This is a genomic window from Pseudomonas sp. GD04019 (genome assembly GCF_029837695.1).
Taxonomy (GTDB): Bacteria; Pseudomonadota; Gammaproteobacteria; order Pseudomonadales; family Pseudomonadaceae; genus Aquipseudomonas.
This window is the reverse complement of the sequence record NZ_JAOEEA010000010.1, coordinates 124,563-146,934: the sequence shown is the minus strand read 5'-3', so window position 1 is coordinate 146,934 and position 22,372 is coordinate 124,563. Positions and strand designations below refer to the sequence as shown.

Sequence of the window (22,372 nt, the reverse complement as noted above, 5' to 3'; positions counted from 1 at the left end):
GTCGAGATCATCGAGACCGAAGCCGGAACAGGAGCTGCCTATATGCACCACAAGCTGATGACAATTCTGCTGTTGGCCTTGCTGGCGGGCTGTGCCCAGCCGCAGCTGGAGCAACCCAGGGCCAATGGCGCCTATCTGGTGATCGAGGGCGGCGAGGCCTGGGCCGTGCTGGTGCGCGACGGCAAGCGGGTGGAGGAGGCGGGCAGGGTGCTCGATGTGGTTCGCCTGCCGGGGCAAAACTCGCTGATCGCCGCCAGTTACGTGATCGACACGCCCAATTGCGGGCGCCTGCAATGGCTGACCGAGCGCGATGGCGAGGGCGAGGTGACCCGCCTGGCGCAGAGCAGTGATGAAGCATTGGAGCGGCCGGGCTGCATGATCGCCAGCGGTCTGGGGCGTGCCTGGACCGCACTGGATTACTCCGGCTGATGGAAAGCGGCTGATACGAAAAGGCCCCAGCGGAAATCTCCGCCGAGGCCTTTTTTTCATCGCACTGGGCTCAATCGACCTGGGCCTTGCGCGACTTGGCCGCTGGCGGCTGCAGCAGGCCGTCGGCACGGAACATCGCCTTGATGCCGCGAATGGCCTGGCGGGTGCGGTCCTGGTTCTCGATCAGGGCGAAGCGCACATGGTCGTCGCCGTAGTCACCGAAGCCCAAGCCCGGCGATACGCAGACCTTGGCCTCCAGCAGCAGCTTCTTGGCGAACTCCAGCGAACCCAGGTGGGCATAGGGCTCGGGAATCTTGGCCCAGATGTACATGGAGGCCTTGGGCTTCTCCACCATCCAGCCCGCCTCATGCAGGCCCTTGACCAGCATGTTGCGGCGCTGGCGGTATTGTTCGGCGATGTCGCGCACGCACTGCTGGTCGCCTTCCAGGGCGGCGATGGCCGCCACCTGCAGCGGAGTGAAGGTGCCGTAGTCGTGGTAGCTCTTGATCCGCGCCAGGGCGCTGACTAGCTCCGGGTTGCCGACCATGAAGCCGATGCGCCAGCCGGCCATGTTGTAGCTCTTGGACAGGGTGAAGAACTCCACGGCGATGTCCTTGGCACCTTCCACCTGCATGATCGAGGGGGCCTTCCAGCCGTCGTAGACGATGTCGGCGTAGGCCAGGTCGTGGATCACCAGCACGTCGTACTGCTTGGCCAGGGCCACCACGCGCTCGAAGAAGTCCAGCTCCACGCACTGGGCGGTGGGGTTGGAGGGGAAGCCGAGGATCATCATCTTCGGCTTGGGGATGGCCTCGCGAATGGCCCGCTCCAGCTCGGCGAAGAAGTCCACACCGGGCACCAGCGGTACCGAACGCACCTGGGCGCCGGCGATCACCGCGCCGTAGATGTGGATCGGGTAGCTGGGGTTGGGCACCAGCACGGTGTCGCCATGGTCCAGGGTGGCCAGCATCAGGTGCGCCAGGCCTTCCTTGGAGCCGATGGTGACGATGGCTTCGCTTTCCGGGTCGATCTCGACCTCATAACGATCCTTGTACCAACGCGAGATGGCGCGGCGCAGGCGCGGGATGCCGCGGGAAGTGGAGTAGCCGTGGGTGTCTTCGCGCTGGGCGACCTGCACCAGCTTCTCGACGATGTGCGGCGGCGTGGCGCCATCGGGGTTGCCCATGCTGAAGTCGATGATGTCCTCGCCACGGCGGCGGGCGGCCATCTTCAGTTCGGCGGTGATATTGAAAACGTAGGGGGGGAGACGATCGATGCGCGCAAAGCGGCGCTTGGCATTGTCAGCCATGCTTTCCTCGGAGTACGTAAGCGCCCGGAACCGTCCGAGCGACGCAGGCCACATGCGTGTGGCCTGGGGCGAAGATAAGGGGCGGGTCCGCCGCTGTCCAGAGCAGTTCACGGGCAAATGAGCGGTGCAGTCGGTTCTTCCTGGGGCCACGCCTAGCTGATAGGGCAGCGCTTTTGCGCTGCGGCGAGCGGCTCAGAGCTGGCGTTTCAGACGCAACAGCAGTTCCGCCAGGGCGTGGACATGCCGATCCTCGGTGCGCCAGGAGCTGAGGCTCAGGCGAAAAGCCGGGCGCCCCTGCCAGACGGTCGGGCCGAACCAGACCTCGCCGGAGTTCTGCGCCGCCTCGCGGATGGCGGCCGTCTGCTCATCCGAGTCGCCGCGTACCAGCACCTGGTTGAGCACCACCCGGTTGAGTACCTGGTAGCCGCCATCGCGCAGGGTTTCCGCCAGCTCGCCGGCCTGGCGGATATGGCGGTCGATCAGCTCGCGCAGGCCATCGCGGCCGAGGCTGGCCAGCGCCGCCCAGATGGCTATGCCACGGGCGCGGCGGGAGAATTCCAAAGTCAGGTTCTTCTGTGCGTCCTTGCTCGCCGTGGCATAGGCGGCATCGCTGTTCATCGCCGCGGCCAGGGCATCGGCGTCGCGGCAGATGGCCATGGCGCTGTCGTAGGGCGTGTTCAGCCATTTGTGGCCGTCGGTCGTCCAGCTATCGGCCAGTTCCACGCCCTCGGCCAGCTCGGCCTTCGAGGAGGCCCGGGCCCACAGGCCGAAGGCGCCGTCCACATGCACCCAGGCGCCGGCGGCACGGGCCTTGGGGATCAGCTCGGCGAAGCGGTCGAACTCGCCGGTGTTGACCTCGCCGGCCTGCAGGATCAGCAGGGTGCGCTCGTCCAGCGCCGGCAGGCGTGCCGGGTCGATGCGGCCGTGCTCGTCTACCGGCGCATAGTGCAGGCGGTTCATGCCGAAGCCGAGCACGCGCAGGGCCTTCTTCACCGTGATATGCGCGGTCTCGGAGAGCACCACGCGGATTTCCGGGGCGCCCATCAGGCCATCGGCGTCGAAGTCCCAGCCCTGGCGAGCCAGCAAGGTGTGGCGTGCGGCGGAGAGGCAGGCCAGGGTGCAGGCGGTGGCGCTGGTGCCGAAGCCCACGGCGCTATCGCTCGGCAGGCCCAGGGCCTGGCACACCCAGCGGCCGGCGACCTTTTCCAGGCGATCGGCAATGGGCGAGTTGTCGAAGGATGAGGCGCATTGGTCCCATGCCAGCACCATGCGTTCGGCGGCCGCGGCGGCCGGCAGGGTGGCACCGATGACGAAGCCGAAGTAGCGCGGGCCATTGCTGGTCACCGTGGCCGGTGAGCCCAGTTCGTCGAGCTGCTGCAGTACCCGTTGGGCATCCTGGCCGGACTCCGGCAGCGGTTGCTCGAAGGCGCTGAGGGCGGCGATGGCGTCATCGTCCGGGTACACCCTGCGCTGAGCGCTGCCGTCGAAATAGGCGAGGGCGCGGCGGTCGGCCTCGGCCAGCAACTGGCGTTCCTTCATGGTGCGTACTCGGCAGGGAAAGATGGATCTACCCTAGCCGAGTGGCACAACGGGCCGGCAGATACAGGCGCTGGCCGAGTTGAGCGTTACAGTGCCATGGTGATGCTGGAGTGAGCCGATACAGTGGCCTTCGCAGGCAGTACAGTCGCCACGCTTGGTGGTTCAGTTCCCCAACATGTCGTGCATGGCGATGATCTGCTCGGCCACCTGGATCAGCTTCTGCTGGCGACTCATGGCCTGCCGGCGCATCAGGGTGTAGGCGTCTTCCTCGTTGCAGCTTTTCATCTTCATTAGCAGGCCCTTGGCCAGTTCGATGCGCTTGCGCTCGGCCAGCTGCTCGTCGCGGGCTTGCAGCTGGGCGCGCAGGGCTTGGTCGCTCTCGAAACGGGCCATGGCCACATCAAGGATCGGCTGCAGGCGGTCGGCCTGGATGCCCTCGACTATGTAGGCGCTGACGCCGGACTGGATGGCCTGGCGCATCACCTGCGGGTCGTGCTCGTCGGTGAACATGACGATCGGCCGTGGCTGGTCGCGAGTCACCAGTACCACCTGTTCCATCACGTCGCGGCCCGGGGATTCGGTGTCGATCAGCACGACATCGGGGCGTACCGCCTCGACCCGCTCGGGCAGGTCGATGGTCAGCCCGGATTCGTCGATCACCTCGAAACCGGCCTCGATCAGGGCGCTCTTCAGGCGGCCGACCTTCTTCGGGGTATCGTTGATCAGGAGTATGCGTAGCATCGTGCGTGTGTCTCGGTCCGTTACAGGGCGATGGCGGCGGCGCTGTCGGCGCGCGCATGGATGGCGAACGAGCGGGCATAGCCGGCCGGGTCACTGCCATCCCAGACGCTGCCGTCGAGCAGGGTGGAGCGGCGCATGGGCATTTCCGGCACCGGGATGCCCAGGGCTTCGGCGGCGCTGCGGTAGATGTCCAACTGGTGGATCTGCCTTGCCAGGGCGAGGTAGTCGGGGTCGTCCTTGAGCAGGCCCCAGCGGCGGAACTGGGTGAGGAACCAGATGCCGTCTGACAGCCAGGGCATGTTCACCGCGCCGTCGGCGAAGAAGCGCAACGGGTGAGCGTCCAGCCAGGCGTGGCCGAGGCCGTCCTCGTACTGGCCGAGGAAGCGCGGCTGGATGGCCGACAGCGGTGCGTCGACGTATTCGCTGCTGCTGATCAGCTGCGCGGTGCTGCGCTTGTTCTCTTCGCTCTCGTCGATGAAGCGGCTGGCCTCCAGTACGGCCATGGTCAGGGCGCGTGCGGTGTTGGGGTACTGCTCGACGAATTCGCGGGTGACGCCGAGCACCTTCTCCGGATGGTCGGCCCAGATGTTCTGGCTGGTGGCCAGGGTGAAGCCCTGGTCCTCTTCTAACGCCAGTGCACCCCAGGGGCCGCCGGCGCAGAAACCGTCGATACGCGCGGCGCGCAGGTGGGCGACCATCTGTGAAGGCGGTACCACCACGGTGTTGACGTCCTCCAGCGGATGGATGCCTTGGGCGGCCAGCCAGTAGTACAGCCACATGGCGTGGGTGCCGGTGGGGAAGGTCTGGGCGAAGGTCAGCTTTGCACCACCTTGGCGCACGCGTGCGGCCAGTGCCTCGCCGCTGGTCACACCGGCCTGCTTGAGCGGCTGCGACAAATTGAGCGCCTGGCCGTTCTGGCACAGCCCCATGAGGATGGCCATCTCGGTGGCGCTGCCGCCGAGACCCAGGTGGATGCCGTAGACCTGACCATACAGGGCCTGGGCGGCGTCCAGCTCGCCGCTCAGCAGGCGGTCGCGCAGGCCGGCCCAGGAGGTCTGGCGTTGCAGGTTGAGGGTCAGGCCGTAGGGCTGGGCGAAGCCCTGGGTGGCTGCGACGATCAGCGATGCGGAATCGGTCAAGGCCATGAAGCCCAGGTTCAGTGCACTTTTTTCCGGGGCATCACTGCCGGCGACCCAGGCCAGGGCGTCGCTGCGGGTGTTGTTGCTATCAGTCATGTCTTTGTTCCGCCGTTGAACAAAAAGGCGCCGCTTCTGCCATCAGCGAATGGCCGGAAGCGACGCCATTGTCTGTGAGCCACTCCGCCGTTGAAGGAGGCTCTGCTGCATAGGACTTAGCAAGCCATATGCCAGCACGACGGGCGCAGCGGATGGGACGCTTTCAGCGCTCCATCATCTGCTTGATCTGGTTCTGCGGGATGTGTTGCTTGCGACCTTCGCTGTCTTCGAACTCGTACATGCCGGTGTCGTCGTCCAGTTCGGGTTTGCCATCGCTGGTGAGGATCTGGCCGTCCGTGGTAACCAGCAGGTATTCGCTGGCGCAGCCGGTCAGCGCGGCAAGACAGAAGAATGCGAGAAGCCAATGTTTCATGAGGTACTCCTAGTGAGGCAGGTACCGTCACGCTATTCCCGTTGCGTTCCGTCTGGCAAGTGCACAAAAGGTCGCGGCCCGCCGAAGCGGGCCGGTCTGGTCAGCGTTCGATGATCTGTTTCACCGAACTCTGCGGGATCTGCTGCTCGTTGCCTTCGGCGTCCTCGTAGGTGATCAGGCCGGTTTCATCGTCGATCTCCGGCTTGTCCTCGGAACTGAGCATCTGGCCGTCGGTGGTGGCGATGATGTAGTCGGTGGCGCAGCCGGTTAGGCCGAACACGCAGAGCAGAGCAAGAATCCAGGGTTTCATGGTGAACTCCTTATGAAAGGGTGCCCGCGAAGGGCTTCAGAAAATCCGACCACGGCACCCGCGGTTTCGCTCCATAAAAAAAGCCCCGCACTAGGCGGGGCTTTTTGTTGCAGTAACGCTTAGATCTGTACGGCCGGGATCTTGGCGTTGGCAGCGGCTTCGCGGAACTCGGCGATCTGATCGAAGCTCAGGTAGCGATAGACGTCGGCAGCCATGCTGTCGATGTTCTTCGCGTACTCCATGTACTCCTCGACGGTCGGCAGCTTGCCGGTGATCGAGGCGACCGCTGCCAGTTCGGCAGAGGCCAGGTACACGTTGGTGGCGTCGCCCAGGCGGTTCGGGAAGTTACGGGTCGAGGTGGACACCACGGTCGAACCGGTCTGTACGCGCGCCTGGTTACCCATGCACAGCGAGCAGCCCGGCATTTCCATGCGCGCACCGGCCTTGCCGTAAATGCCGTAGTAGCCTTCCTCGGTCAGCTGGTGGGCGTCCATCTTGGTCGGCGGAGCCAGCCACAGACGGGTCGGAATGCCGCCCTTGACCTTGTCCAGCAGCTTGCCGGCAGCGCGGAAGTGACCGATGTTGGTCATGCACGAACCGATGAACACTTCGTCGATCTTCTCACCGGCGACGGTGGACAGCAGGCGGGCGTCGTCCGGGTCGTTCGGCGCGCACAGCACCGGCTCCTTGACGTCGGCCAGATCGATTTCGATGATCTCGGCGTATTCGGCGTCCTTGTCGGCTTCCAGCAGTTGCGGGTTGGCCAGCCAGGCTTCCATCGCTTGAGCGCGACGCTCCAGGGTACGGGCATCGCCGTAGCCTTCGCCGATCATCCAGCGCAGCATGGTGATGTTGGAACGCAGGTACTCGGCGATGGCCTTTTCCGGCAGCTTGATGGTGCAACCGGCGGCGGAGCGCTCGGCCGAGGCGTCGGACAGCTCGAAGGCCTGTTCAACGGTCAGCTCGTCCAGACCTTCGATCTCGAGGATGCGGCCGGAGAAGGCGTTGATCTTGCCCTTCTTCTCGACGGTCAGCAGGCCCTGCTGGATGGCGTAGTAGGGGATGGCATGGACCAGGTCACGCAGAGTGATGCCCGGCTGCAGCTTGCCCTTGAAGCGCACCAGTACGGACTCCGGCATGTCCAGCGGCATGACGCCGGTGGCGGCGGCGAAGGCCACCAGGCCGGAACCGGCCGGGAAGGAGATGCCCATCGGGAAGCGGGTGTGCGAGTCACCACCGGTACCGACGGTGTCCGGCAGCAGCATGCGGTTCAGCCAGCTGTGGATGATGCCGTCACCCGGACGCAGGGATACGCCGCCGCGGGTCATGATGAAGTCCGGCAGGGTGTGGTGGGTGTTGACGTCGATCGGCTTCGGATAGGCTGCGGTGTGGCAGAAGGACTGCATCACCAGGTCGGCGGAGAAGCCCAGGCAAGCCAGGTCCTTCAGCTCGTCGCGGGTCATCGGGCCGGTGGTGTCCTGGGAGCCGACGGTGGTCATCTTCGGCTCGCAGTAGGTGCCCGGGCGTACGCCTTGGCCTTCCTGCAGGCCGCAGGCGCGACCGACCATCTTCTGGGCCAGGGTGAAGCCCTTGCCGCTGTCGGCCGGAGCGACCGGCTTCTTGAACAGGGTGGACGGAGTCAGACCCAGCTCGGCGCGGGCCTTCTCGGTCAGGCCGCGGCCAACGATCAGCGGGATACGGCCGCCGGCGCGGACTTCGTCCAGCAGCACGTCGGTCTTCAGCTGGAAGCTGGTGACCAGCTCATCGCTGCCGTTACGGCGCACTTCGCCTTTGTACGGATACACGTCGATGACGTCGCCCATGGCCAGGTTGGTGCAGTCGAATTCGATCGGCAGGGCGCCGGCGTCTTCCATGGTGTTGTAGAAGATCGGGGCGATCTTGGTGCCGAAGCAGAAACCACCGGCGCGCTTGTTCGGCACGTTCGGGATGTCATCGCCGAAGAACCACAGCACCGAGTTGGTGGCGGACTTACGGGAGGAGCCGGTACCGACTACGTCACCGACGTAGGCAACCGGGAAGCCTTTGGCTTTCAGGGCTTCCATCTGCTTGATCGGGCCCACGGAGCCGGGGGCGTCCGGGTTGATGCCGTCGCGAGCCATTTTCAGCATGGCCAGGGCGTGCAGCGGGATATCCGGGCGGGACCAGGCGTCCGGGGCCGGCGACAGGTCGTCGGTGTTGGTTTCGCCGGTGACCTTGAACACGGTCAGGGTGACTTTTTCCGGAACGGCAGGGCGGTTGACGAACCACTCGCCGTCGGCCCAGGACTGCATTACGGCCTTGGCGTTGGCATTGCCTTTCTTGGCACGCTCGGCGACGTCGTGGAAGGCGTCGAACATCAGCAGGGTGTGCTTGAGTTGCTCGGCGGCGACTTCGGCCAGCTCGGCGTTGTCCAGCAGCTCGACCATGGTGGCGATGTTGTAGCCGCCCTGCATGGTGCCCAGCAGCTCAACGGCGCGTTGCTTGCTGATCAGCGGGGAGCTGGCTTCGCCCTTGGCCACGGCGGAGAGGAAACCGGCCTTGACGTAGGCGGCTTCGTCCACGCCTGGCGGAACACGGTTGGTGATCAGGTCGACGAGGAAGGCTTCTTCGCCAGCCGGGGGATTCTTCAGCAGCTCGACCAGGCCTGCGGTTTGCTCGGCGTTCAGCGGCTGGGGAACGATCCCTTGGGCGGCACGCTCTTCTACGTGTTTGCGATAGGCTTCAAGCACAGTTATTACCCTCATCAGTAGTCGCGGCGGCCCGCAACGCTCATCCTAAAGCCATCGCACGCCGCGCCGCTGCACTTTGTGAGTGCACTGGCCGGTGTGTCGATAGCCTCATACTAGAAGCTGCTTTCAAAGTTTTACGCCGCAGGAGCGGGAATGATGAGGGCTGGCGCAGGGTTCACTGAACCCGGCGCCAACGACGTTCCTGGCGGATCAACTGTGCTCGTGACGCTTTGAAAACAGCTTCTGACGGACATCGGCGCCTAAAAAGGCGGTCCGATTCTACTGGAACGGGACGCCAAAGTTAAGCGCAAACCCCGATCCAATCGGCCTCTTGGGTTACTGTCCGTCGTTTGTCTGGAAAGTCGAAAAAGGTCTGGTTGGTCATGATGACCCTGCCAGGGTGAGCCGCTATCATGACCGGCCTGTTTTTGCCGTGCCGCACCTGCCTCATATGTCCAATCAACGCATCAAGACGCCCTGCGTCGGCCTCTGCTCCACCGTCTACGGCGACCTGGTGTGCCGCGGCTGCAAGCGCTTCCATCACGAGGTGGTGAACTGGAACGCCTACGGCGACGACGAGAAGCGTGCGGTGTGGAAGCGCCTCGAAGTGCTGCTGGTGCAGGTGATGCAGGGCAAGGTGGAGGTGTTCGATTCCGGGCGCCTGCGCGCGCAGCTGGAACAGCACCAGGTGCGCTTCGTGCCCGAGCAGTCGGAGTATTGCTGGGCCTACCAGCTGATCGCCCGCGCCTCGCGCCTGATCAGTCGCCTGGACGCCTACGGCCTGGCCCTGTTGCCGGAGTTCCGCGACTGGGAGCTGCCGGTGTTGCGTGAGGCTATCGACCGCGAGTTCTTCCTGCTCTCCGAGGCGCACTACGAGCGTTACATCGCACCGCGCTTCCTGCGCGAGGGCGTGGAAAGCCGCGTCTGACAATTGCCGATCAATAAAAAAAGCCGCCCTTGGGCGGCTTTTTCGTTGGTGCGCCGGATCAGCGCTGAGCGTCGTAGCCCGGATGCAATCCGGGAAGTAGGCGATTCCGCCCCTGGATTGCCTCCAGGCTAACCGCTGGCTGTGGATCAGCGCTGGGCGACCAGCTCTTCCAGGTGGGCGATGATGTCGTCCGGCTTGAGCACCAGTACATCGCTCTCCAGGGCGTCCAGCACCACTTCCGCGGTATTGCCGATCAGAGCACCGGAGAGGCCGGTGCGGGCCACGGTGCCGATCACGGTGACCACCGCGCCGAGCTTCTGAGCGGTATAGGGGATAAGCACGTCGGCCGGGCCTTCCTCCACATGCAGGCGCTCGTTGCTGACGTCGTACTCGGCCTGGAAGGCCTTGCACTGCTCGCGGTAGCGCGCCTCGATGGTTTCCTTGAGCTGGAAGGTCGGGTCGGCCGCGGAGAGCATCGGCGAGGGGTGGGCGCTGATCACATGCAGGCTGCCATTGGCCAGGTGCGCGATGTCATAGCCGTTGCTGACAATGCCGGAGTGCAGGGTGCGATGCTCGGAGTCGCCGTTGCCAACGTCGACCGCGGCGAGAATGATGCCGCCGGTCCAGGGCGTGCTGGTCTTGACCATCAGCACCGGACTCGGGCAGTAGCGCAGCAGCTTCCAGTCCTCGGGGGTGAGCAGGGCCTTCTTCAGCGGGTTGTCCGGCACGTGCTGCTTGATCACCAGGCCGCAGCCTTCGGCCTGCTGCACGGCGACGATGGTCTGGTAGAGGCCGTCGTGCCAGGCCTGCTGAATGGTGGCGCTGTAGCCTTCCTGTTGCAGGCTGGCCTGCTGCTCGGCGAGGTAGGCGCCGTGCTCGCCCTTCTTGTCGCAGACCAGCAGGTGCAGGTGCGACTGGGTCACGCCGGCGATCAGCTTGGCGCGCTTGAGTGCCAGGCCCTCGGATTGCTGCGGGTCCATCACCACCAGAATGCTGCGTATGGCTTGCATGAGCGTCTCCCTGTGCTTGAAGTGCTTTGATGCAGCCCACTATAGAGGCGGCCGCTGGCGGCGGTCTTGACCTGCATCACGGCCCGGCTGGCCCCGCGCGCCTTCATCCGTATAATGGCCCGCCCTTGCTGCCGGTGCCAACTGGCCGTTGCCGTTACCTCTGGATCGTTCGCCGTGAATCTGCCTGAAATCCATCAGTTTCTTGCCTGTCCCACCCCCGCTGCCTGGGTGCAGGCGGCCCTGGCCGATCAGGAGACGCTGCTGATCGACCATAAGAACAACGAGTACAAGGCGGCCTCCACGGCCATGGCGCTGATGGCCAAATATGGCCAGGAACTGGACCTGATCAACTTCATGTCGCGCCTGGCCCGCGAGGAACTGGTGCATCACGAGCAGGTGCTGCGCATCATGAAGAAGCGGCGCATCGAGCTGCGCCCGGTGTCGGCGTCGCGCTATGCCTCTGGCCTGCGCAAGCTGGTGCGCAACCACGAGCCGCAGAAGCTGGTCGACACCCTCGTGGTGGGCGCGTTTATCGAGGCGCGCAGTTGCGAGCGCTTCGAGGCGCTGGTGCCGCATCTGGACGAGGAACTGGGCAAGTTCTACGGCGGCCTGCTGAAATCCGAGGCGCGGCACTTCCAGGGCTATCTCAAGCTGGCCTACCAGTACGGCGAGGAGGCCGACGTGGTGCGGGTGATCGAGCGGGTGCGCGAGGCCGAGCGCGAGCTGATCGAGTCGCCGGACCAGGAGTTCCGCTTTCATAGCGGTGTGCCGCAGGCCTGATCGTCATCTTGCGGGCATAAAAAAGCCGGACTCGAGGTCCGGCTTTTTCGTATTTGCAGGATCAGGCGGCGACGAAGCTGGCTTGGCAGGCGAGGGCGGCCTGGCTGCTCTGTACTTCGCTCAGGGTGTCGCGCACCACTTCCTTGGCCAGGCAGGCGCACTTGCCGCACTGCGTACCCACGCCGAGGCTCTCGCGCACGTCACGATAGCTGCAGCAGCCTTCGTAGATGGCTTCGCGGATTTGACCGTCGGTAACACCCTGGCAGAGGCAAACGTACATGGACAGACTCGAAGTGGTGTGGGGTTGCTCTTGGGGTCGGATACTAATGTTAATGAGAATGCTTGTCAAAACTTGGCGACAGTTCCTCCCGTATGGCTGGCTTTCGCATTCCAAAAAAAACCCGGCCTGGGCCGGGTTTCGTTGTAGCGGGGATTTACTGGTCGAAGTCGTCCCAGCCGCCCATTTCCTTCCAGCGGTTGACGATGCCGCAGAACAGCTCGGCGGTTTTTTCGGTGTCGTAGCGCGCGGAGTGCGCTTCCTTGCCGTCAAAGTCGATACCTGCGGCCTGGCAGGCCTTGGCCAGCACGGTCTGGCCGTAGGCGAGGCCGGCCAGGGTGGCGGTATCGAAGCTGGAGAAGGGGTGGAACGGGTTGCGCTTGAGGTCGCAGCGGGCCACGGCGGCGTTGAGGAAGCCGAGGTCGAAGCTGCTGTTATGGCCGACCAGGATGGCGCGCTTGCAACCATTGGCCTTGATCGACTTGCGCAGGCCCTTGAAGATTTCGCCCAGTGCGTGCTCCTCGCTCACCGCCTGACGCAGCGGGTGATCCAGCTTGATACCGGTGAACTCCAGTGCTGCCGCCTCGATATTGGCGCCCTCGAAGGGCTCGATGCGGAAGAAGTGGGTGTGGTCCGGATAAAGGAAGCCGTCCTCGTCCATGGCGATGGTGGTCGCGGCGATCTCCAGCAGGGCGTCGGTGGCTGAGTTGAAACCGCCAGTTTCCACGTCCACCACTACCGGCAGGTAGCCACGAAAGCGCGCGGCCATCGGGTGGCGCGGGCCGGAGGGCAGGCTGCCGTCGAGTTCGTCGTCGAAGTTGTCTTCGCTCACGCTTGATCCTCCAGCAGGCGCCATTGCAGTTTCTCGCCGGCGCGCAGCGGGATCACCAGGTTGTCACCCAGCGGCAGTTCGCTCGGACCGGTCCATTCCTCGCGCACCAGGGTGATGCGGTCGGTGTTGCGCGGCAGGCCGTAGAAGTCCGGGCCGTGCAGGCTGGCAAAGCCTTCCAGCTTGTCCAGCGCATTACGCTGTTCGAATGCCTCGGCATAGAGCTCGATGGCCGCGTGCGCGGTGTAGCAGCCCGCGCAGCCGCAGGCCGCTTCCTTGGCATGCTTGGCGTGCGGTGCCGAGTCGGTGCCGAGGAAGAACTTCGGATTGCCGCTGGTGGCGGCATCCAGCAGGGCTTCCTGGTGGGTGTTGCGCTTGAGGATCGGCAGGCAATAGAAGTGCGGGCGAATACCGCCGACCAGCATGTGGTTGCGGTTGTACAGCAGGTGATGCGCGGTAATGGTGGCGCCGACATTGGCCGGCGCGGCCTTGACGAAGGCGGCGGCATCGCCGGTGGTGATGTGCTCGAACACCACCTTAAGCGTCGGGAAGCGCTCGACCACGCGGGTCAGGTGCTCGTCGATAAAGCGCTTCTCTCGATCAAACACGTCGACTTCGGCGCGAGTCACTTCGCCGTGTACCAGCAGCGGTAGGCCAGCTTCGGCCATGGCTTCCAGCACGTGGAAGATGTTGTCGATGCTGGTCACGCCAGAGTCGGAGTTGGTGGTGGCGCCGGCCGGGTACAGCTTTGCGGCATGCACGAAGCCGCTGGCCTTGGCGGCGCGCACGTCTTCCGCGCTGGTCTTGTCGGTGAGGTACAGCACCATCAGCGGCTCGAAGCGGCTGCCGGCCGGGCGGGCGGCCAGGATGCGCTGGCGATAGGCGTCGGCCTCGTCGGCGTTGCGCACCGGCGGTACCAGGTTGGGCATGATGATGGCGCGGGCGAAAGTCCGCGCGACATCGCGGACGGTGTGCTGCAGGACGGCACCATCGCGCAGATGGATGTGCCAGTCGTCTGGGCGCAGCAGGGTAATGCGGTCGGACATGGGGATTCCCGGCAGGTAAAACGTGGGCGAATGCTACCAGTTTTGCCGGCCAGACGGCCTATCAAGTTTCCGCTGTCGTGGCCGATACGGGCTTTGAAAGCCGTATCTCCCCACGGAGCCGATCTTGCGCCAGCCCAGCTTCTTCCTGCTCAGCCTGCTTGCCAGCCTGCCTTGGTGCATGCCGGCGGCGGCCATCACTTTCCAGACACGCATGGAGAAAGTGGAGTGGAAGGTCGAGGGCGACCAGTTCGAATGCCGCCTGAGCCAGCCCATTGCCGACTTTGGTGCAGGCGAGTTCGTCCGCCGTGCCGGCGAGCAGGCCACGTTCCGTCTCAGGGCCCGCGAGCGCTGGCTGGGCGCGGGTTCCGCCACCCTGCTGGCGGCCGCCGCGCCCTGGCAGCCCGGCCGCGGCGACATCAATCTCGGGGCACTGAGCATCGGCAGCGGTGAGGTGCCGTTCAACAGCAATCAGGAGCAGGCCGGGCGCCTGCTCACCGGCCTGATGGAAGGACGCAGCCCGCTGGTGCGCCATCGCACCCTGCAGGGCGGCGACAGCCTGGAAGTGCGCCTGTTGCCGATCAAGTTCAACCAGGCCTACAACGACTACCTGAAGTGCACGGTCGGCCTGCTGCCGGTCAACTTCGACCAGATCCGCCAGACCCAGCTGGGCTTCCCCGGCGGCGGCACCACGCTGGAGCCGCTGGCCCAGGCCAAGATCGACATCATCCTCGACTTCATCAAGGCCGATCCCACCGTCAACCGCATCCAGCTCGACGGCCACTCCGACAATTCCGGCAACCGCCTGACCAATCGCGATACTTCGCGCCGTCGTGCCGTGGCGGTGGAGGAGTACCTCAAGTCGCGCGGCATACCGGCCGAGCAGATCATCGTGCGCTTCCACGGCGAGCGCTATCCGCTGGTGAAGAACAGCGGCGAGGCCAATCGGGCGAAGAACCGCCGGGTGACCATGACCTTGTCCCGCGAGCCGGTAGCGGAAACCCCAGCCGAGCCCGCGCCGAGCGCCCCGCCTGCGGCCAGCGAGCCGGCGCCCGCCGCAGAGGCTCCGGCGGCACCCGCGGCGAAATCCTGACGGCGCGCCCACAAATAAAACTGTCGCTTTGTCGTTAGTGTCTGTCGCGCCCCTGTAAATCGGCCGGCACGGCCGGTAGAATCGCGGGTTTTCCGTACAACCCCGTGGAGTTGATTGGCATGGCGGACGTTAAGAAGGTAGTTCTGGCCTATTCCGGTGGCCTGGACACCTCGGTGATCCTCAAGTGGCTGCAAGACACCTATAACTGCGAAGTGGTGACCTTCACCGCCGACCTCGGTCAGGGCGAAGAGGTCGAGCCGGCCCGCGCCAAGGCCCAGGCCATGGGCGTCAAGGAAATCTACATCGACGACCTGCGCGAAGAATTCGTTCGCGACTTCGTCTACCCGATGTTCCGCGCCAACACTATCTACGAAGGCGAGTACCTGCTGGGTACCTCCATCGCCCGTCCGCTGATCGCCAAGCGCCTGATCGAGATCGCCAACGAGACCGGCGCCGACGCCATCTCCCACGGCGCCACCGGCAAGGGCAACGACCAGGTGCGCTTCGAGCTGGGCGCCTACGCGCTGAAGCCGGGCGTGAAGGTGATCGCCCCCTGGCGCGAGTGGGACCTGCTGTCGCGCGAGAAGCTGATGGACTACGCCGAGAAGCACGCCATCCCGATCGAGCGCCACGGCAAGAAAAAGTCGCCGTACTCCATGGACGCCAACCTGCTGCACATCTCCTATGAGGGCGGCGTGCTGGAAGACACCTGGACCGAGCACGAAGAAGACATGTGGAAGTGGACCGTTTCTCCGGAAGCGGCGCCGAACACCCCGACCTATATCGAGCTGACCTACCGCAAGGGCGACATCGTCGCCATCGACGGCAAGGAAATGTCTCCGGCCACCGTGCTGGCCGAGCTGAACCGCATCGGCGGCGAGAATGGCATCGGCCGCCTCGACATCGTCGAGAATCGCTACGTCGGTATGAAGTCCCGCGGCTGCTACGAGACCCCCGGCGGCACCATCATGCTGCGCGCCCACCGCGCCATCGAGTCGATCACCCTGGACCGCGAAGTGGCCCACCTGAAAGACGAGCTGATGCCCAAGTACGCCAGCCTGATCTACACCGGCTACTGGTGGAGCCCGGAGCGTCTGATGCTGCAGCAGATGATCGACGCCTCGCAGGCCAGCGTGAGCGGTGTGGTGCGCCTGAAGCTGTACAAGGGCAACGTCATCGTGGTTGGGCGCAAGTCCGACGACTCGCTGTTCGACGCCAACATCGCGACCTTCGAGGAGGATGGCGGCGCCTACAACCAGGCGGACGCAGCGGGCTTCATCAAGCTCAACGCGCTGCGCATGCGTATCGCCGCCGGCAAGGGCCGCAAGCTGTTCTGATAAGCTGAAAACCCTGCGCCAAACGAACCCCGGCCATGAGCCGGGGTTCTGTTTTTATAGGCCCGCACCAGGGCAACGATGAGGAAAACCTGATGAGACTGCTGCACACCATGCTGCGTGTCGGCGACATGGACCGCTCCATCGCCTTCTATATCGAAGTGCTGGGCATGACCCTGCTGCGCCGCAAGGACTACTCGGACGGCCAGTTCACCCTGGCGTTCGTCGGCTACGGCAACGAGGCCGAGAACAGCGTGATCGAGCTGACCTACAACTGGGGTGTCGACCAGTACGAGCTGGGTACTGCCTACGGCCATATCGCTCTGGAAGTGGAAGACGTCTACAAAGCCTGCGAGGACATCCGCTCGCGTGGCGGCAAGATCACCCGCGAGCCGGGCCCGATGAAACACGGCACCAGCATCCTGGCCTTCGTCGAGGACCCGGATGGCTACAAGATCGAGCTGCTGTCGCCCAAGCGAAACGATTGACTGCTGCTATTCTTTGTAAGTGAAAGCTTACAAAGGCAGTGGCCATTTGCCTGGCCATCGAGGTGTTCCATGACGGCTGATCCCCAGGCGCTGCGCCTGATCCGGGTTGTGCAGGAGCTGTCGATGGCGAGGGATGTGGATCGGGTGGCGGAGATTGTCCGTCGCGCGGCCCGCGAGCTGACCGGTGCCGACGGCGCCACCTTCGTTCTGCGCGATGGGCAGCAATGTTTCTATCGCGACGAGGACGCCATTTCGCCCCTGTGGAAGGGGCAGCGCTTTCCGATGAGCCTGTGCATCAGCGGTTGGGCCATGCTCAATCGCCAGGCCACGGTGATCCCGGATATCTACCTGGACCCGCGCATTCCCCACGAGGCCTACCGTCCAACCTTCGTCAAAAGCCTGGTCATGGTGCCTATCCGCACCCTGGATCCGATCGGCGCCATCGGCAACTACTGGGCCAGCCCGCATACCGCCACGGCCGAGCAGGTCGAGCTGCTGCAGGCGTTGGCCGATTCCACCTCGATCGCCCTGGAAAACGTGCAGGTCTACGCCGAGCTGGAGCGCAGGGTAGAGGAGCGCACCGGGCAGCTGGTCGAGGTCAACCATCGCCTGCAGGCCGAGGTGCGCGAACGCGAGCGGATGGCCGCCGAGGTGCGCCAGCTGTCGCTGACCGACGAGCTGACCGGGCTGCGTAACCGCCGAGGTTTTCTGCTGCTTGCCGAGCGCGAACTGGAGTCAGCGCGGCGCCGCGGCGGGCGCTGCCTGTTGCTGTATGCCGACCTGGATTATCTGAAACAGGCCAATGACCGCTTCGGTCATGCCGCCGGCGACGCGATGATCGTCGATGCCGCACAGCTGCTGCGTTCGTTGTTCCGCAGCACGGATGTGGTCGCCCGTTTGGGCGGGGACGAGTTCGTGGTGCTGGCCAGCGACTACACCAGCGGCGAGGAGGTGCTGTTGCGCATGCATCACGCGCTGGAGGCGTTCCGCCGCAATACCGGACGGCCGCTGTCGCTGAGCGTGGGGCTCGCCGAGTCTTCCCTGCGCGGTGGTAGTGACCTGGACGCCCTGCTGCAGCAGGCAGACACGGCCATGTACGCCAACAAGTGCGCGCGCCGCCGGCCGCAGGCAGTCAATCAGTAACGAAAAAGCCCCGCACTGCGGGGCTTTTCGGGTCTGACCTCAAAGGTCGTAGTCATAGTCGTTCAACTGTCGCTGCAGGCGTCGCTCATCGAGCAGGTTGTCGATGATGCGGCGCTTGGTCAGGTTGGTCTTGGCCACCTCTACCGTGCGCTCGGGGCTGTCTTCCACCTCTTCGGCGACGAAGTCATCTTCGAGTTCTTCTTTGCCAGTGCTCATGTATCACTCCAGCTTTCGGAATGCTGATGGCGCACCTTATAGCGATAAAGCCAGAGCCGGTAAAAAAGATTTTTTCAATCGGCACTAGGCCCGATTCAATGGCTTTTCAATCGTCGGAAGTCTTGGCTTTATACTCGCACAGATCCTCGATGCGGCAGGCGCCGCAACGCGGCTTGCGTGCCTGGCAGACGTAGCGGCCGTGCAGGATCAGCCAGTGGTGCGCGTCCAGCAGAAACTCCTTAGGCACGAACTTGACCAGCTTCTTCTCCACCTCCAGCACGTTCTTGCCCGGAGCGATGCCGGTGCGGTTACTGACCCGGAAGATATGCGTGTCCACGGCCATGGCGGGCTGGCGGAAGGCGGTGTTGAGCACCACGTTAGCGGTCTTGCGGCCGACCCCGGGCAGCGCCTCCAGGTCCTCGCGGTTGTCCGGCACCTGGCTGCCGTGTTTCTCGACCAGGATGCGGCAGGTCTCGATGACGTTCTTCGCCTTGCTGTTGAACAGGCCGATGGTCTTGATGTACTCGGAGAGGCCCTCGATTCCCAGGGCATGGATGGCTTCCGGGGTGTTGGCCACCGGGTATAGCTTGGCCGTGGCCTTGTTCACGCCGACGTCGGTGGCCTGGGCGGAGAGGATCACCGCGATCAGCAGCTCGAAGGGCGTGGTGTAGGCCAGCTCGGTCTTGGGTTCGGGGTTGTCTTCGTGCAGGCGGCGGAAGATCTCGTGGCGCTTGGCGGCGTTCATCGGGCGTCGTCTTGGTCGAAATGGCGAAAGAGGGCGAATAGCAGGCCGAGCAGGATAAAGCCGCCGGCGGCCTGCGTCAGCAGCGGCAGCACCGGGCTCCAGTGCCAGCCGGAGAAGCCGGGGCCCAGCAGCCAGTCGGCGTGGGCCAGCAGGCTGCCATGGCCGAGGGCCTCACGCAGGCTGCCGAGCAGCACGGCGAACAGGGCAAACCCTAGCCCCAGCTGCAGGCCGTTTCTTGCCTGCGGCTGTTCGTCCAGGGCCAGCGTCAGGCAGGGCAGCAGCAACAGCGGCAGATGGAGCGCAAGCGCCGCAGCCAGCTCGGCACTGAGCGTTTGCAGGAGCAGCTCGAGGCCGCCGACCAGCACGGCGCCGATCAGCAGCGTGGCGAGCAGCCGGCCATGCTCCCGCAAGTGCCTGCGCAACGGCGCCTGCAGCAGGTTGCACAGTGCTATCAGCAGCAGGCCGCCCAGGCCGATGGCGATGCCCTTGATCAGCAGATCGGTGCAGCCCAGCAGCGGGGCGAAGGCGAGCAGGCGCAGGGCGGGTTTCATGGTTGCGCCTCCAGCAGTCGCTGTCGTTCGGCGTCGAAGAAGCGCAGGGCGCGTTGCAGGGCGTCGCTGACGGCGCGTGAGGTGATGGTGGCGCCGGCGATCTGGTCGACCTGGCCCTGGTCCGCGCGCAACGTCCAGGTTGCAGCGTCGTCATGCACTGTCTTGCCGGTAAAACCGTTCAGCCAGCTGGTGCGCTCAGGGGCCGGCAGGTCGGCCAGGCCTGGCGTTTCCTGCTGTTGCAGAACCTTGCTGGCGAGTAGCTGGCCATCCGGAGTGATCGCCACCAACAGGCGGATCGGCCCCTCGTAGCCTTTTCCCGTCACCGGCAACAGCACCGCGCTGGGCTGGCCATTGAGGCTGGCCAGGTAGCCTTGCTCGTTACGGGCGTTGCCCAGTAGGCCGCCAGCCGGCAGCGCGATGGGCTGTTGCAGTGGACGGTTGTCGTAGCTGCCGCTTGGCAGCAGATCGAGCAGGGCGCGCTCGGCGGCGACCTGGCGCTGCTGTTCGATGCGCGGCGCGGCGAAATGCTGCAGCGTGGCGAGCAGGGCGGCGCCACACAGGCCGATCACCAGCAGGACTGCGGCCATGCGCTTCATCGCGCGGCCCCCAGGCGATCCAGGCGGGTCACGCACAGGTTCATCAGCAGCACGGCGAAGGCCAGGCCGTCCGGGTAGCCGCCCCAGGTACGAATGGCATAGGTCAGCAGGCCGACGCCGATGCCGAAGTACAGGCGCCCGCGCGGGCTATCCGGGCCGCTGACCGGCTCGGTGACGATGAAGAAGGCGCCGAGCATGGTGGCGCCGCTGAACAGGTGCAGCAGCGGCGAGCCGTTGGAGTCCGAGCCCGAGCCGTTCCAGCACAGCAGACTGGCGACGAATAGGGCGCCGAGCAGTCCGGCCGGCGCCTGCCAGCGGATCACCTTCTGCTGCAGCAGGAACAGGCCGCCGGCGAGGAAGGCCAGGTTGACCCACTCCACGCCACGCCCGCCGACTCCGCCGAAGGCCGGGTGGCTGGCGAACAGCTCGTCGATGGTCAGGCGGTCGTTGTGGCGCAGGCTGTCCAGCACCGTGGCCTGGCTCCAGCCATCCGGCAGGCCGGGGCCGAAGCCGAAGATCTGCTGCAGGGCGCCCAGCAGCCCATGCTCCGCGCCGGGCGCCGGCCAGTGCACCATCTGTGCCGGGAAGGCGACCAGGGCGAAGGCGTAGCCGAGCATGGCCGGGTTGAACGGATTGTTGCCGAAGCCACCGAACAGGGCCTTGCCGAACAGGCTGGCGAAGGCGGCGCTGGCCACGGTCAGCCACCAGGGCGCGTAGCTGGGCAGGGCCAGAGCCAGCAGCAGGGCGCTGACCAGGCCACTGCCTTCGGCCAGCAGCGGCTGCTCGAACAGGCTGCGCTCCCCGGCGGCGCGGGGTTGGCCGCGCAGGTTGCGAGCCAGCAGGTCGCAGGCACAGCAGGTGAGGGCGGCCAGCAGCAGCTGGATCAGCAGCCCCCAGCCGTTGAACCAGAGCAATGCCAGGGCGCCGGGCAGGCAGGCGAGCAGCACCCGCTGCATGCTCGGGCGTGGGTCGAAGGCGATTTCAGGGCTGCTGGTAGTCATGCAGCTGTTGCTCGGCGTTCGCCAGGCGCTGGCGGGCCTGCTGCAGGGTGTCGGCTGATGCCGCTTCGGGGTTGGCCGTCAGGCGCCGCTCCAGGCGCTGTAGCTCGGCGCGGGCGTAGGCGTGCTCGGTCTTTAGCTCGCGTAGCTTGAGGTCGACCGGTCGCTTGTCGGTACGCACCAGGTCGGGCAGTGGCTTGCCGCTGGCCTCTTCGGCGGCATGCAGGGCCTGGGCGGCTGCCTCCAGATTGGTGCGCAGCGCCTGCAAGGCTGCGTCATCCGCGCCCTGGCGCGTGGCCTTGTCCAGTTCGGCGCGACGCAGGGCGAACTGGATCTTGGCCTGCTTGAGCGCGGCGATACCCTCGGTGGGGGCGGTCGGCGCCGCTGGCGTTGCGTGCTCCAGCGCCTGCTGGGCGCGCTCGGCGGCCTGGCGCAGTTCGTCCACCTGGCGCTGCAGCTCGTCGTTGCCGCGCTGGGCCAGTTGCTTCTCGGCCTTGGCCAGCACCACTTTGGCCATGGCGGCTTCGATCTTCAGGCGCTTGTACTGGTCGTCGTTGCTGGCGACTGGCTGCGCTGGAGTCGCGGGCTGGGCTGCAGGCGCCCGCGCCGCGCGCTCGGCCTGGCGCTTGGCGTCGTTGCGCGCCAGGCGGGCGAGGTGGGCCTCGTGGCGGCTGCGGAACTGGTCGGCACGCTCGCGCTGTTGCTGCGCTTGCGCGCCGGTCAGCGGCAGGATGTCGATGCAGTCGACCGGACAGGGCGCCACGCACAGCTCGCAGCCGGTGCACTCGGCGGTGATCACCGTGTGCATCAGCTTGGCCGCGCCGACGATGGCATCCACCGGGCAGGCCTGGATGCACTTGGTGCAGCCGATGCACTCGGCCTCGCGGATCAGCGCGATCTGCGGCGGTACTTCCGGCAGCTCCAGCGGCAGCTCCGGTACTTGCAGCAGCTGAGCGATGGCGTGGATGGTGGCGCTGCCGCCCGGCGGGCACTTGTTGATCGCTTCGCCGTTGGCGATGCCTGCGGCGTAGGGCTTGCAGCCAGGGTGGCCACACTTGCCGCACTGGGTCTGCGGCAGCAGGGCGTCGATGGCCTGGATGCGTGCACTGGCGGTGCTCATGCCGCCCCCATGCCGTTGAAGCCGAGGAAGGCCAGGCCCATCAGCCCGGCGGCGATCAGCAGGATCGGCGTGCCGCGAAAGGCGGCCGGCACATCGCATTGCTCGATGCGCTCGATCAGGTCGCTCATCAGTTGCAGTACCAGCCAGAAGCCAAGGCCGCCACCGATACCCAGGGCCAGCGCGGCGGAGAAGTTCTCCAGCGAACGCGCCAGCAGCATGGCGCCGAGGCCATTGCCGAGCAGCAGTGGCCACAAGCCGTCCAGGAGTAGGGAGGGGCGCAGACGCGACAGCAGAGCCAGGCTGAGCCAGCTCAGGGCGGCTAGCAGCGGCAGGCCGATCAGCAGGTAGAGATAGCTAAGCTCGACAACCTGCAGGGCCTGTTGCAGCAGCCAGGCGCTGGGCGCGGCCAGTAGGATCAGCAGTGCTCCGGCGAGCCCCAGGGCCTGCCCGCGGGCATGACGCAGAGCATCGGCGGCGAGCGGCAGGCCGAGGATCAGGTTGCTGACCAGCGCGGCGCCGATCAGGGCGAAGAGGAAGTCGGTCATGCGTGTTTGCT

The 22,372-nt window shown here is 65.5% G+C and carries 25 protein-coding genes; 7 read left to right on the top strand and 18 right to left on the bottom strand.

The window, feature by feature from the left end; translation table 11 throughout:
* Nucleotides 1–42: 42 nt before the first annotated feature.
* A complete protein-coding gene (locus tag N7607_RS16895) occupies nucleotides 43–429 on the top strand; it encodes a hypothetical protein (protein ID WP_279866076.1) in 387 nt (128 codons plus the stop codon).
* Between the two features lie 70 nt (nucleotides 430–499).
* On the opposite strand, the gene alaC is transcribed toward N7607_RS16895, so the two are convergent.
* The 7 genes from alaC to acnB form a co-directional block, all read right to left on the bottom strand.
* The gene (alaC, locus tag N7607_RS16890) at nucleotides 500–1,738 is read right to left on the bottom strand and encodes an alanine transaminase (RefSeq protein ID WP_279866075.1); all 1,239 of its coding nucleotides are present in this window, start codon (nucleotides 1,736–1,738) and stop codon (nucleotides 500–502) included.
* A 192-nt stretch (nucleotides 1,739–1,930) separates the two neighbouring features.
* Nucleotides 1,931–3,277, bottom strand: coding sequence for a pyridoxal-dependent decarboxylase (locus N7607_RS16885; protein WP_279866073.1), 1,347 nt, complete (start codon nucleotides 3,275–3,277; stop codon nucleotides 1,931–1,933).
* A 162-nt stretch (nucleotides 3,278–3,439) separates the two neighbouring features.
* Complete coding sequence (locus tag N7607_RS16880; RefSeq protein WP_137972610.1) at nucleotides 3,440–4,018, bottom strand: ANTAR domain-containing response regulator; 579 nt, start codon at nucleotides 4,016–4,018, stop codon at nucleotides 3,440–3,442.
* A 20-nt stretch (nucleotides 4,019–4,038) separates the two neighbouring features.
* Entirely contained in the window at nucleotides 4,039–5,253 is a 1,215-nt protein-coding gene (locus tag N7607_RS16875) for a CmpA/NrtA family ABC transporter substrate-binding protein (protein ID WP_279866071.1), read from the bottom strand.
* Between the two features lie 163 nt (nucleotides 5,254–5,416).
* Nucleotides 5,417–5,626: a YgdI/YgdR family lipoprotein gene (locus tag N7607_RS16870; RefSeq protein ID WP_279866070.1), complete on the bottom strand. Its 210-nt coding sequence runs from the start codon at nucleotides 5,624–5,626 to the stop codon at nucleotides 5,417–5,419.
* Between the two features lie 100 nt (nucleotides 5,627–5,726).
* The gene (locus N7607_RS16865; protein WP_137972613.1) at nucleotides 5,727–5,936 is read right to left on the bottom strand and encodes a YgdI/YgdR family lipoprotein; all 210 of its coding nucleotides are present in this window, start codon (nucleotides 5,934–5,936) and stop codon (nucleotides 5,727–5,729) included.
* A gap of 119 nt (nucleotides 5,937–6,055) precedes the next feature.
* On the bottom strand, nucleotides 6,056–8,665 hold the full coding sequence (acnB, locus tag N7607_RS16860; RefSeq protein WP_279866069.1) for a bifunctional aconitate hydratase 2/2-methylisocitrate dehydratase: 2,610 nt from the start codon (nucleotides 8,663–8,665) through the stop codon (nucleotides 6,056–6,058).
* A 451-nt stretch (nucleotides 8,666–9,116) separates the two neighbouring features.
* Here acnB and N7607_RS16855 point away from each other — a divergent pair, with 451 nt between their 5' ends.
* On the top strand, nucleotides 9,117–9,593 hold the full coding sequence (locus tag N7607_RS16855) for a DUF1289 domain-containing protein (RefSeq protein ID WP_279866068.1): 477 nt from the start codon (nucleotides 9,117–9,119) through the stop codon (nucleotides 9,591–9,593).
* Between the two features lie 146 nt (nucleotides 9,594–9,739).
* Here N7607_RS16855 and N7607_RS16850 read toward each other — a convergent pair whose 3' ends face one another.
* Nucleotides 9,740–10,603 (bottom strand): universal stress protein, encoded by an 864-nt coding sequence (locus N7607_RS16850; protein ID WP_279866067.1) that lies wholly within the window; start codon nucleotides 10,601–10,603, stop codon nucleotides 9,740–9,742.
* A 174-nt stretch (nucleotides 10,604–10,777) separates the two neighbouring features.
* Between N7607_RS16850 and miaE the strand changes: the two genes are divergently transcribed.
* Nucleotides 10,778–11,383, top strand: coding sequence for a tRNA isopentenyl-2-thiomethyl-A-37 hydroxylase MiaE (miaE, locus tag N7607_RS16845; RefSeq protein ID WP_279866066.1), 606 nt, complete (start codon nucleotides 10,778–10,780; stop codon nucleotides 11,381–11,383).
* A 61-nt stretch (nucleotides 11,384–11,444) separates the two neighbouring features.
* Here the strand turns inward: miaE and N7607_RS16840 are convergent, their stop codons facing one another.
* From N7607_RS16840 to pyrC, 3 genes are all read right to left on the bottom strand, one after another.
* The gene (locus N7607_RS16840; RefSeq protein ID WP_279866065.1) at nucleotides 11,445–11,663 is read right to left on the bottom strand and encodes a bacterioferritin-associated ferredoxin; all 219 of its coding nucleotides are present in this window, start codon (nucleotides 11,661–11,663) and stop codon (nucleotides 11,445–11,447) included.
* A gap of 154 nt (nucleotides 11,664–11,817) precedes the next feature.
* Nucleotides 11,818–12,492, bottom strand: coding sequence for a ribonuclease T (rnt, locus tag N7607_RS16835; protein ID WP_279866064.1), 675 nt, complete (start codon nucleotides 12,490–12,492; stop codon nucleotides 11,818–11,820).
* Nucleotides 12,489–13,535 (bottom strand): dihydroorotase, encoded by a 1,047-nt coding sequence (gene pyrC, locus N7607_RS16830; RefSeq protein ID WP_279866063.1) that lies wholly within the window; start codon nucleotides 13,533–13,535, stop codon nucleotides 12,489–12,491. Before pyrC ends, rnt begins: the two co-directional genes overlap by 4 nt.
* A 178-nt stretch (nucleotides 13,536–13,713) precedes the next feature.
* Here pyrC and N7607_RS16825 point away from each other — a divergent pair, with 178 nt between their 5' ends.
* From N7607_RS16825 to N7607_RS16810, 4 genes are all read left to right on the top strand, one after another.
* Nucleotides 13,714–14,625 (top strand): OmpA family protein, encoded by a 912-nt coding sequence (locus N7607_RS16825; protein WP_279866128.1) that lies wholly within the window; start codon nucleotides 13,714–13,716, stop codon nucleotides 14,623–14,625.
* A gap of 119 nt (nucleotides 14,626–14,744) precedes the next feature.
* Nucleotides 14,745–15,962, top strand: coding sequence for an argininosuccinate synthase (locus N7607_RS16820; RefSeq protein ID WP_279866062.1), 1,218 nt, complete (start codon nucleotides 14,745–14,747; stop codon nucleotides 15,960–15,962).
* Between the two features lie 92 nt (nucleotides 15,963–16,054).
* On the top strand, nucleotides 16,055–16,447 hold the full coding sequence (gene gloA / locus N7607_RS16815; protein ID WP_279866061.1) for a lactoylglutathione lyase: 393 nt from the start codon (nucleotides 16,055–16,057) through the stop codon (nucleotides 16,445–16,447).
* Nucleotides 16,448–16,516: 69 nt separating this feature from the next.
* Nucleotides 16,517–17,590 carry a sensor domain-containing diguanylate cyclase gene (locus N7607_RS16810; protein ID WP_279866060.1) on the top strand — a complete coding sequence of 358 codons (1,074 nt, stop codon included), beginning with the start codon at nucleotides 16,517–16,519 and terminating at the stop codon, nucleotides 17,588–17,590.
* A 39-nt stretch (nucleotides 17,591–17,629) separates the two neighbouring features.
* On the opposite strand, the gene N7607_RS16805 is transcribed toward N7607_RS16810, so the two are convergent.
* The 7 genes from N7607_RS16805 to N7607_RS16775 all read right to left on the bottom strand — a co-directional run bounded on the left by N7607_RS16805 (nucleotide 17,630) and on the right by N7607_RS16775 (nucleotide 22,361).
* Complete coding sequence (locus tag N7607_RS16805; RefSeq protein ID WP_279866059.1) at nucleotides 17,630–17,806, bottom strand: hypothetical protein; 177 nt, start codon at nucleotides 17,804–17,806, stop codon at nucleotides 17,630–17,632.
* Nucleotides 17,807–17,912: 106 nt separating this feature from the next.
* Entirely contained in the window at nucleotides 17,913–18,551 is a 639-nt protein-coding gene (gene nth / locus N7607_RS16800) for an endonuclease III (protein WP_279866058.1), read from the bottom strand.
* Nucleotides 18,548–19,102 (bottom strand): Rnf-Nqr domain containing protein, encoded by a 555-nt coding sequence (locus N7607_RS16795; protein WP_279866057.1) that lies wholly within the window; start codon nucleotides 19,100–19,102, stop codon nucleotides 18,548–18,550. The genes nth and N7607_RS16795 overlap by 4 nt, the downstream gene beginning before the upstream one ends.
* Nucleotides 19,099–19,689 (bottom strand): RnfABCDGE type electron transport complex subunit G, encoded by a 591-nt coding sequence (locus tag N7607_RS16790; protein WP_347881175.1) that lies wholly within the window; start codon nucleotides 19,687–19,689, stop codon nucleotides 19,099–19,101. Before N7607_RS16790 ends, N7607_RS16795 begins: the two co-directional genes overlap by 4 nt.
* Nucleotides 19,690–19,694: 5 nt before the next feature.
* The gene (locus N7607_RS16785) at nucleotides 19,695–20,699 is read right to left on the bottom strand and encodes an RnfABCDGE type electron transport complex subunit D (RefSeq protein WP_279866055.1); all 1,005 of its coding nucleotides are present in this window, start codon (nucleotides 20,697–20,699) and stop codon (nucleotides 19,695–19,697) included.
* The gene (locus N7607_RS16780; RefSeq protein ID WP_279866054.1) at nucleotides 20,680–21,816 is read right to left on the bottom strand and encodes an RnfABCDGE type electron transport complex subunit B; all 1,137 of its coding nucleotides are present in this window, start codon (nucleotides 21,814–21,816) and stop codon (nucleotides 20,680–20,682) included. Before N7607_RS16780 ends, N7607_RS16785 begins: the two co-directional genes overlap by 20 nt.
* Nucleotides 21,813–22,361: an Rnf-Nqr domain containing protein gene (locus tag N7607_RS16775; protein WP_279866053.1), complete on the bottom strand. Its 549-nt coding sequence runs from the start codon at nucleotides 22,359–22,361 to the stop codon at nucleotides 21,813–21,815. Before N7607_RS16775 ends, N7607_RS16780 begins: the two co-directional genes overlap by 4 nt.
* Between the last annotated feature and the right edge of the window lie 11 nt (nucleotides 22,362–22,372).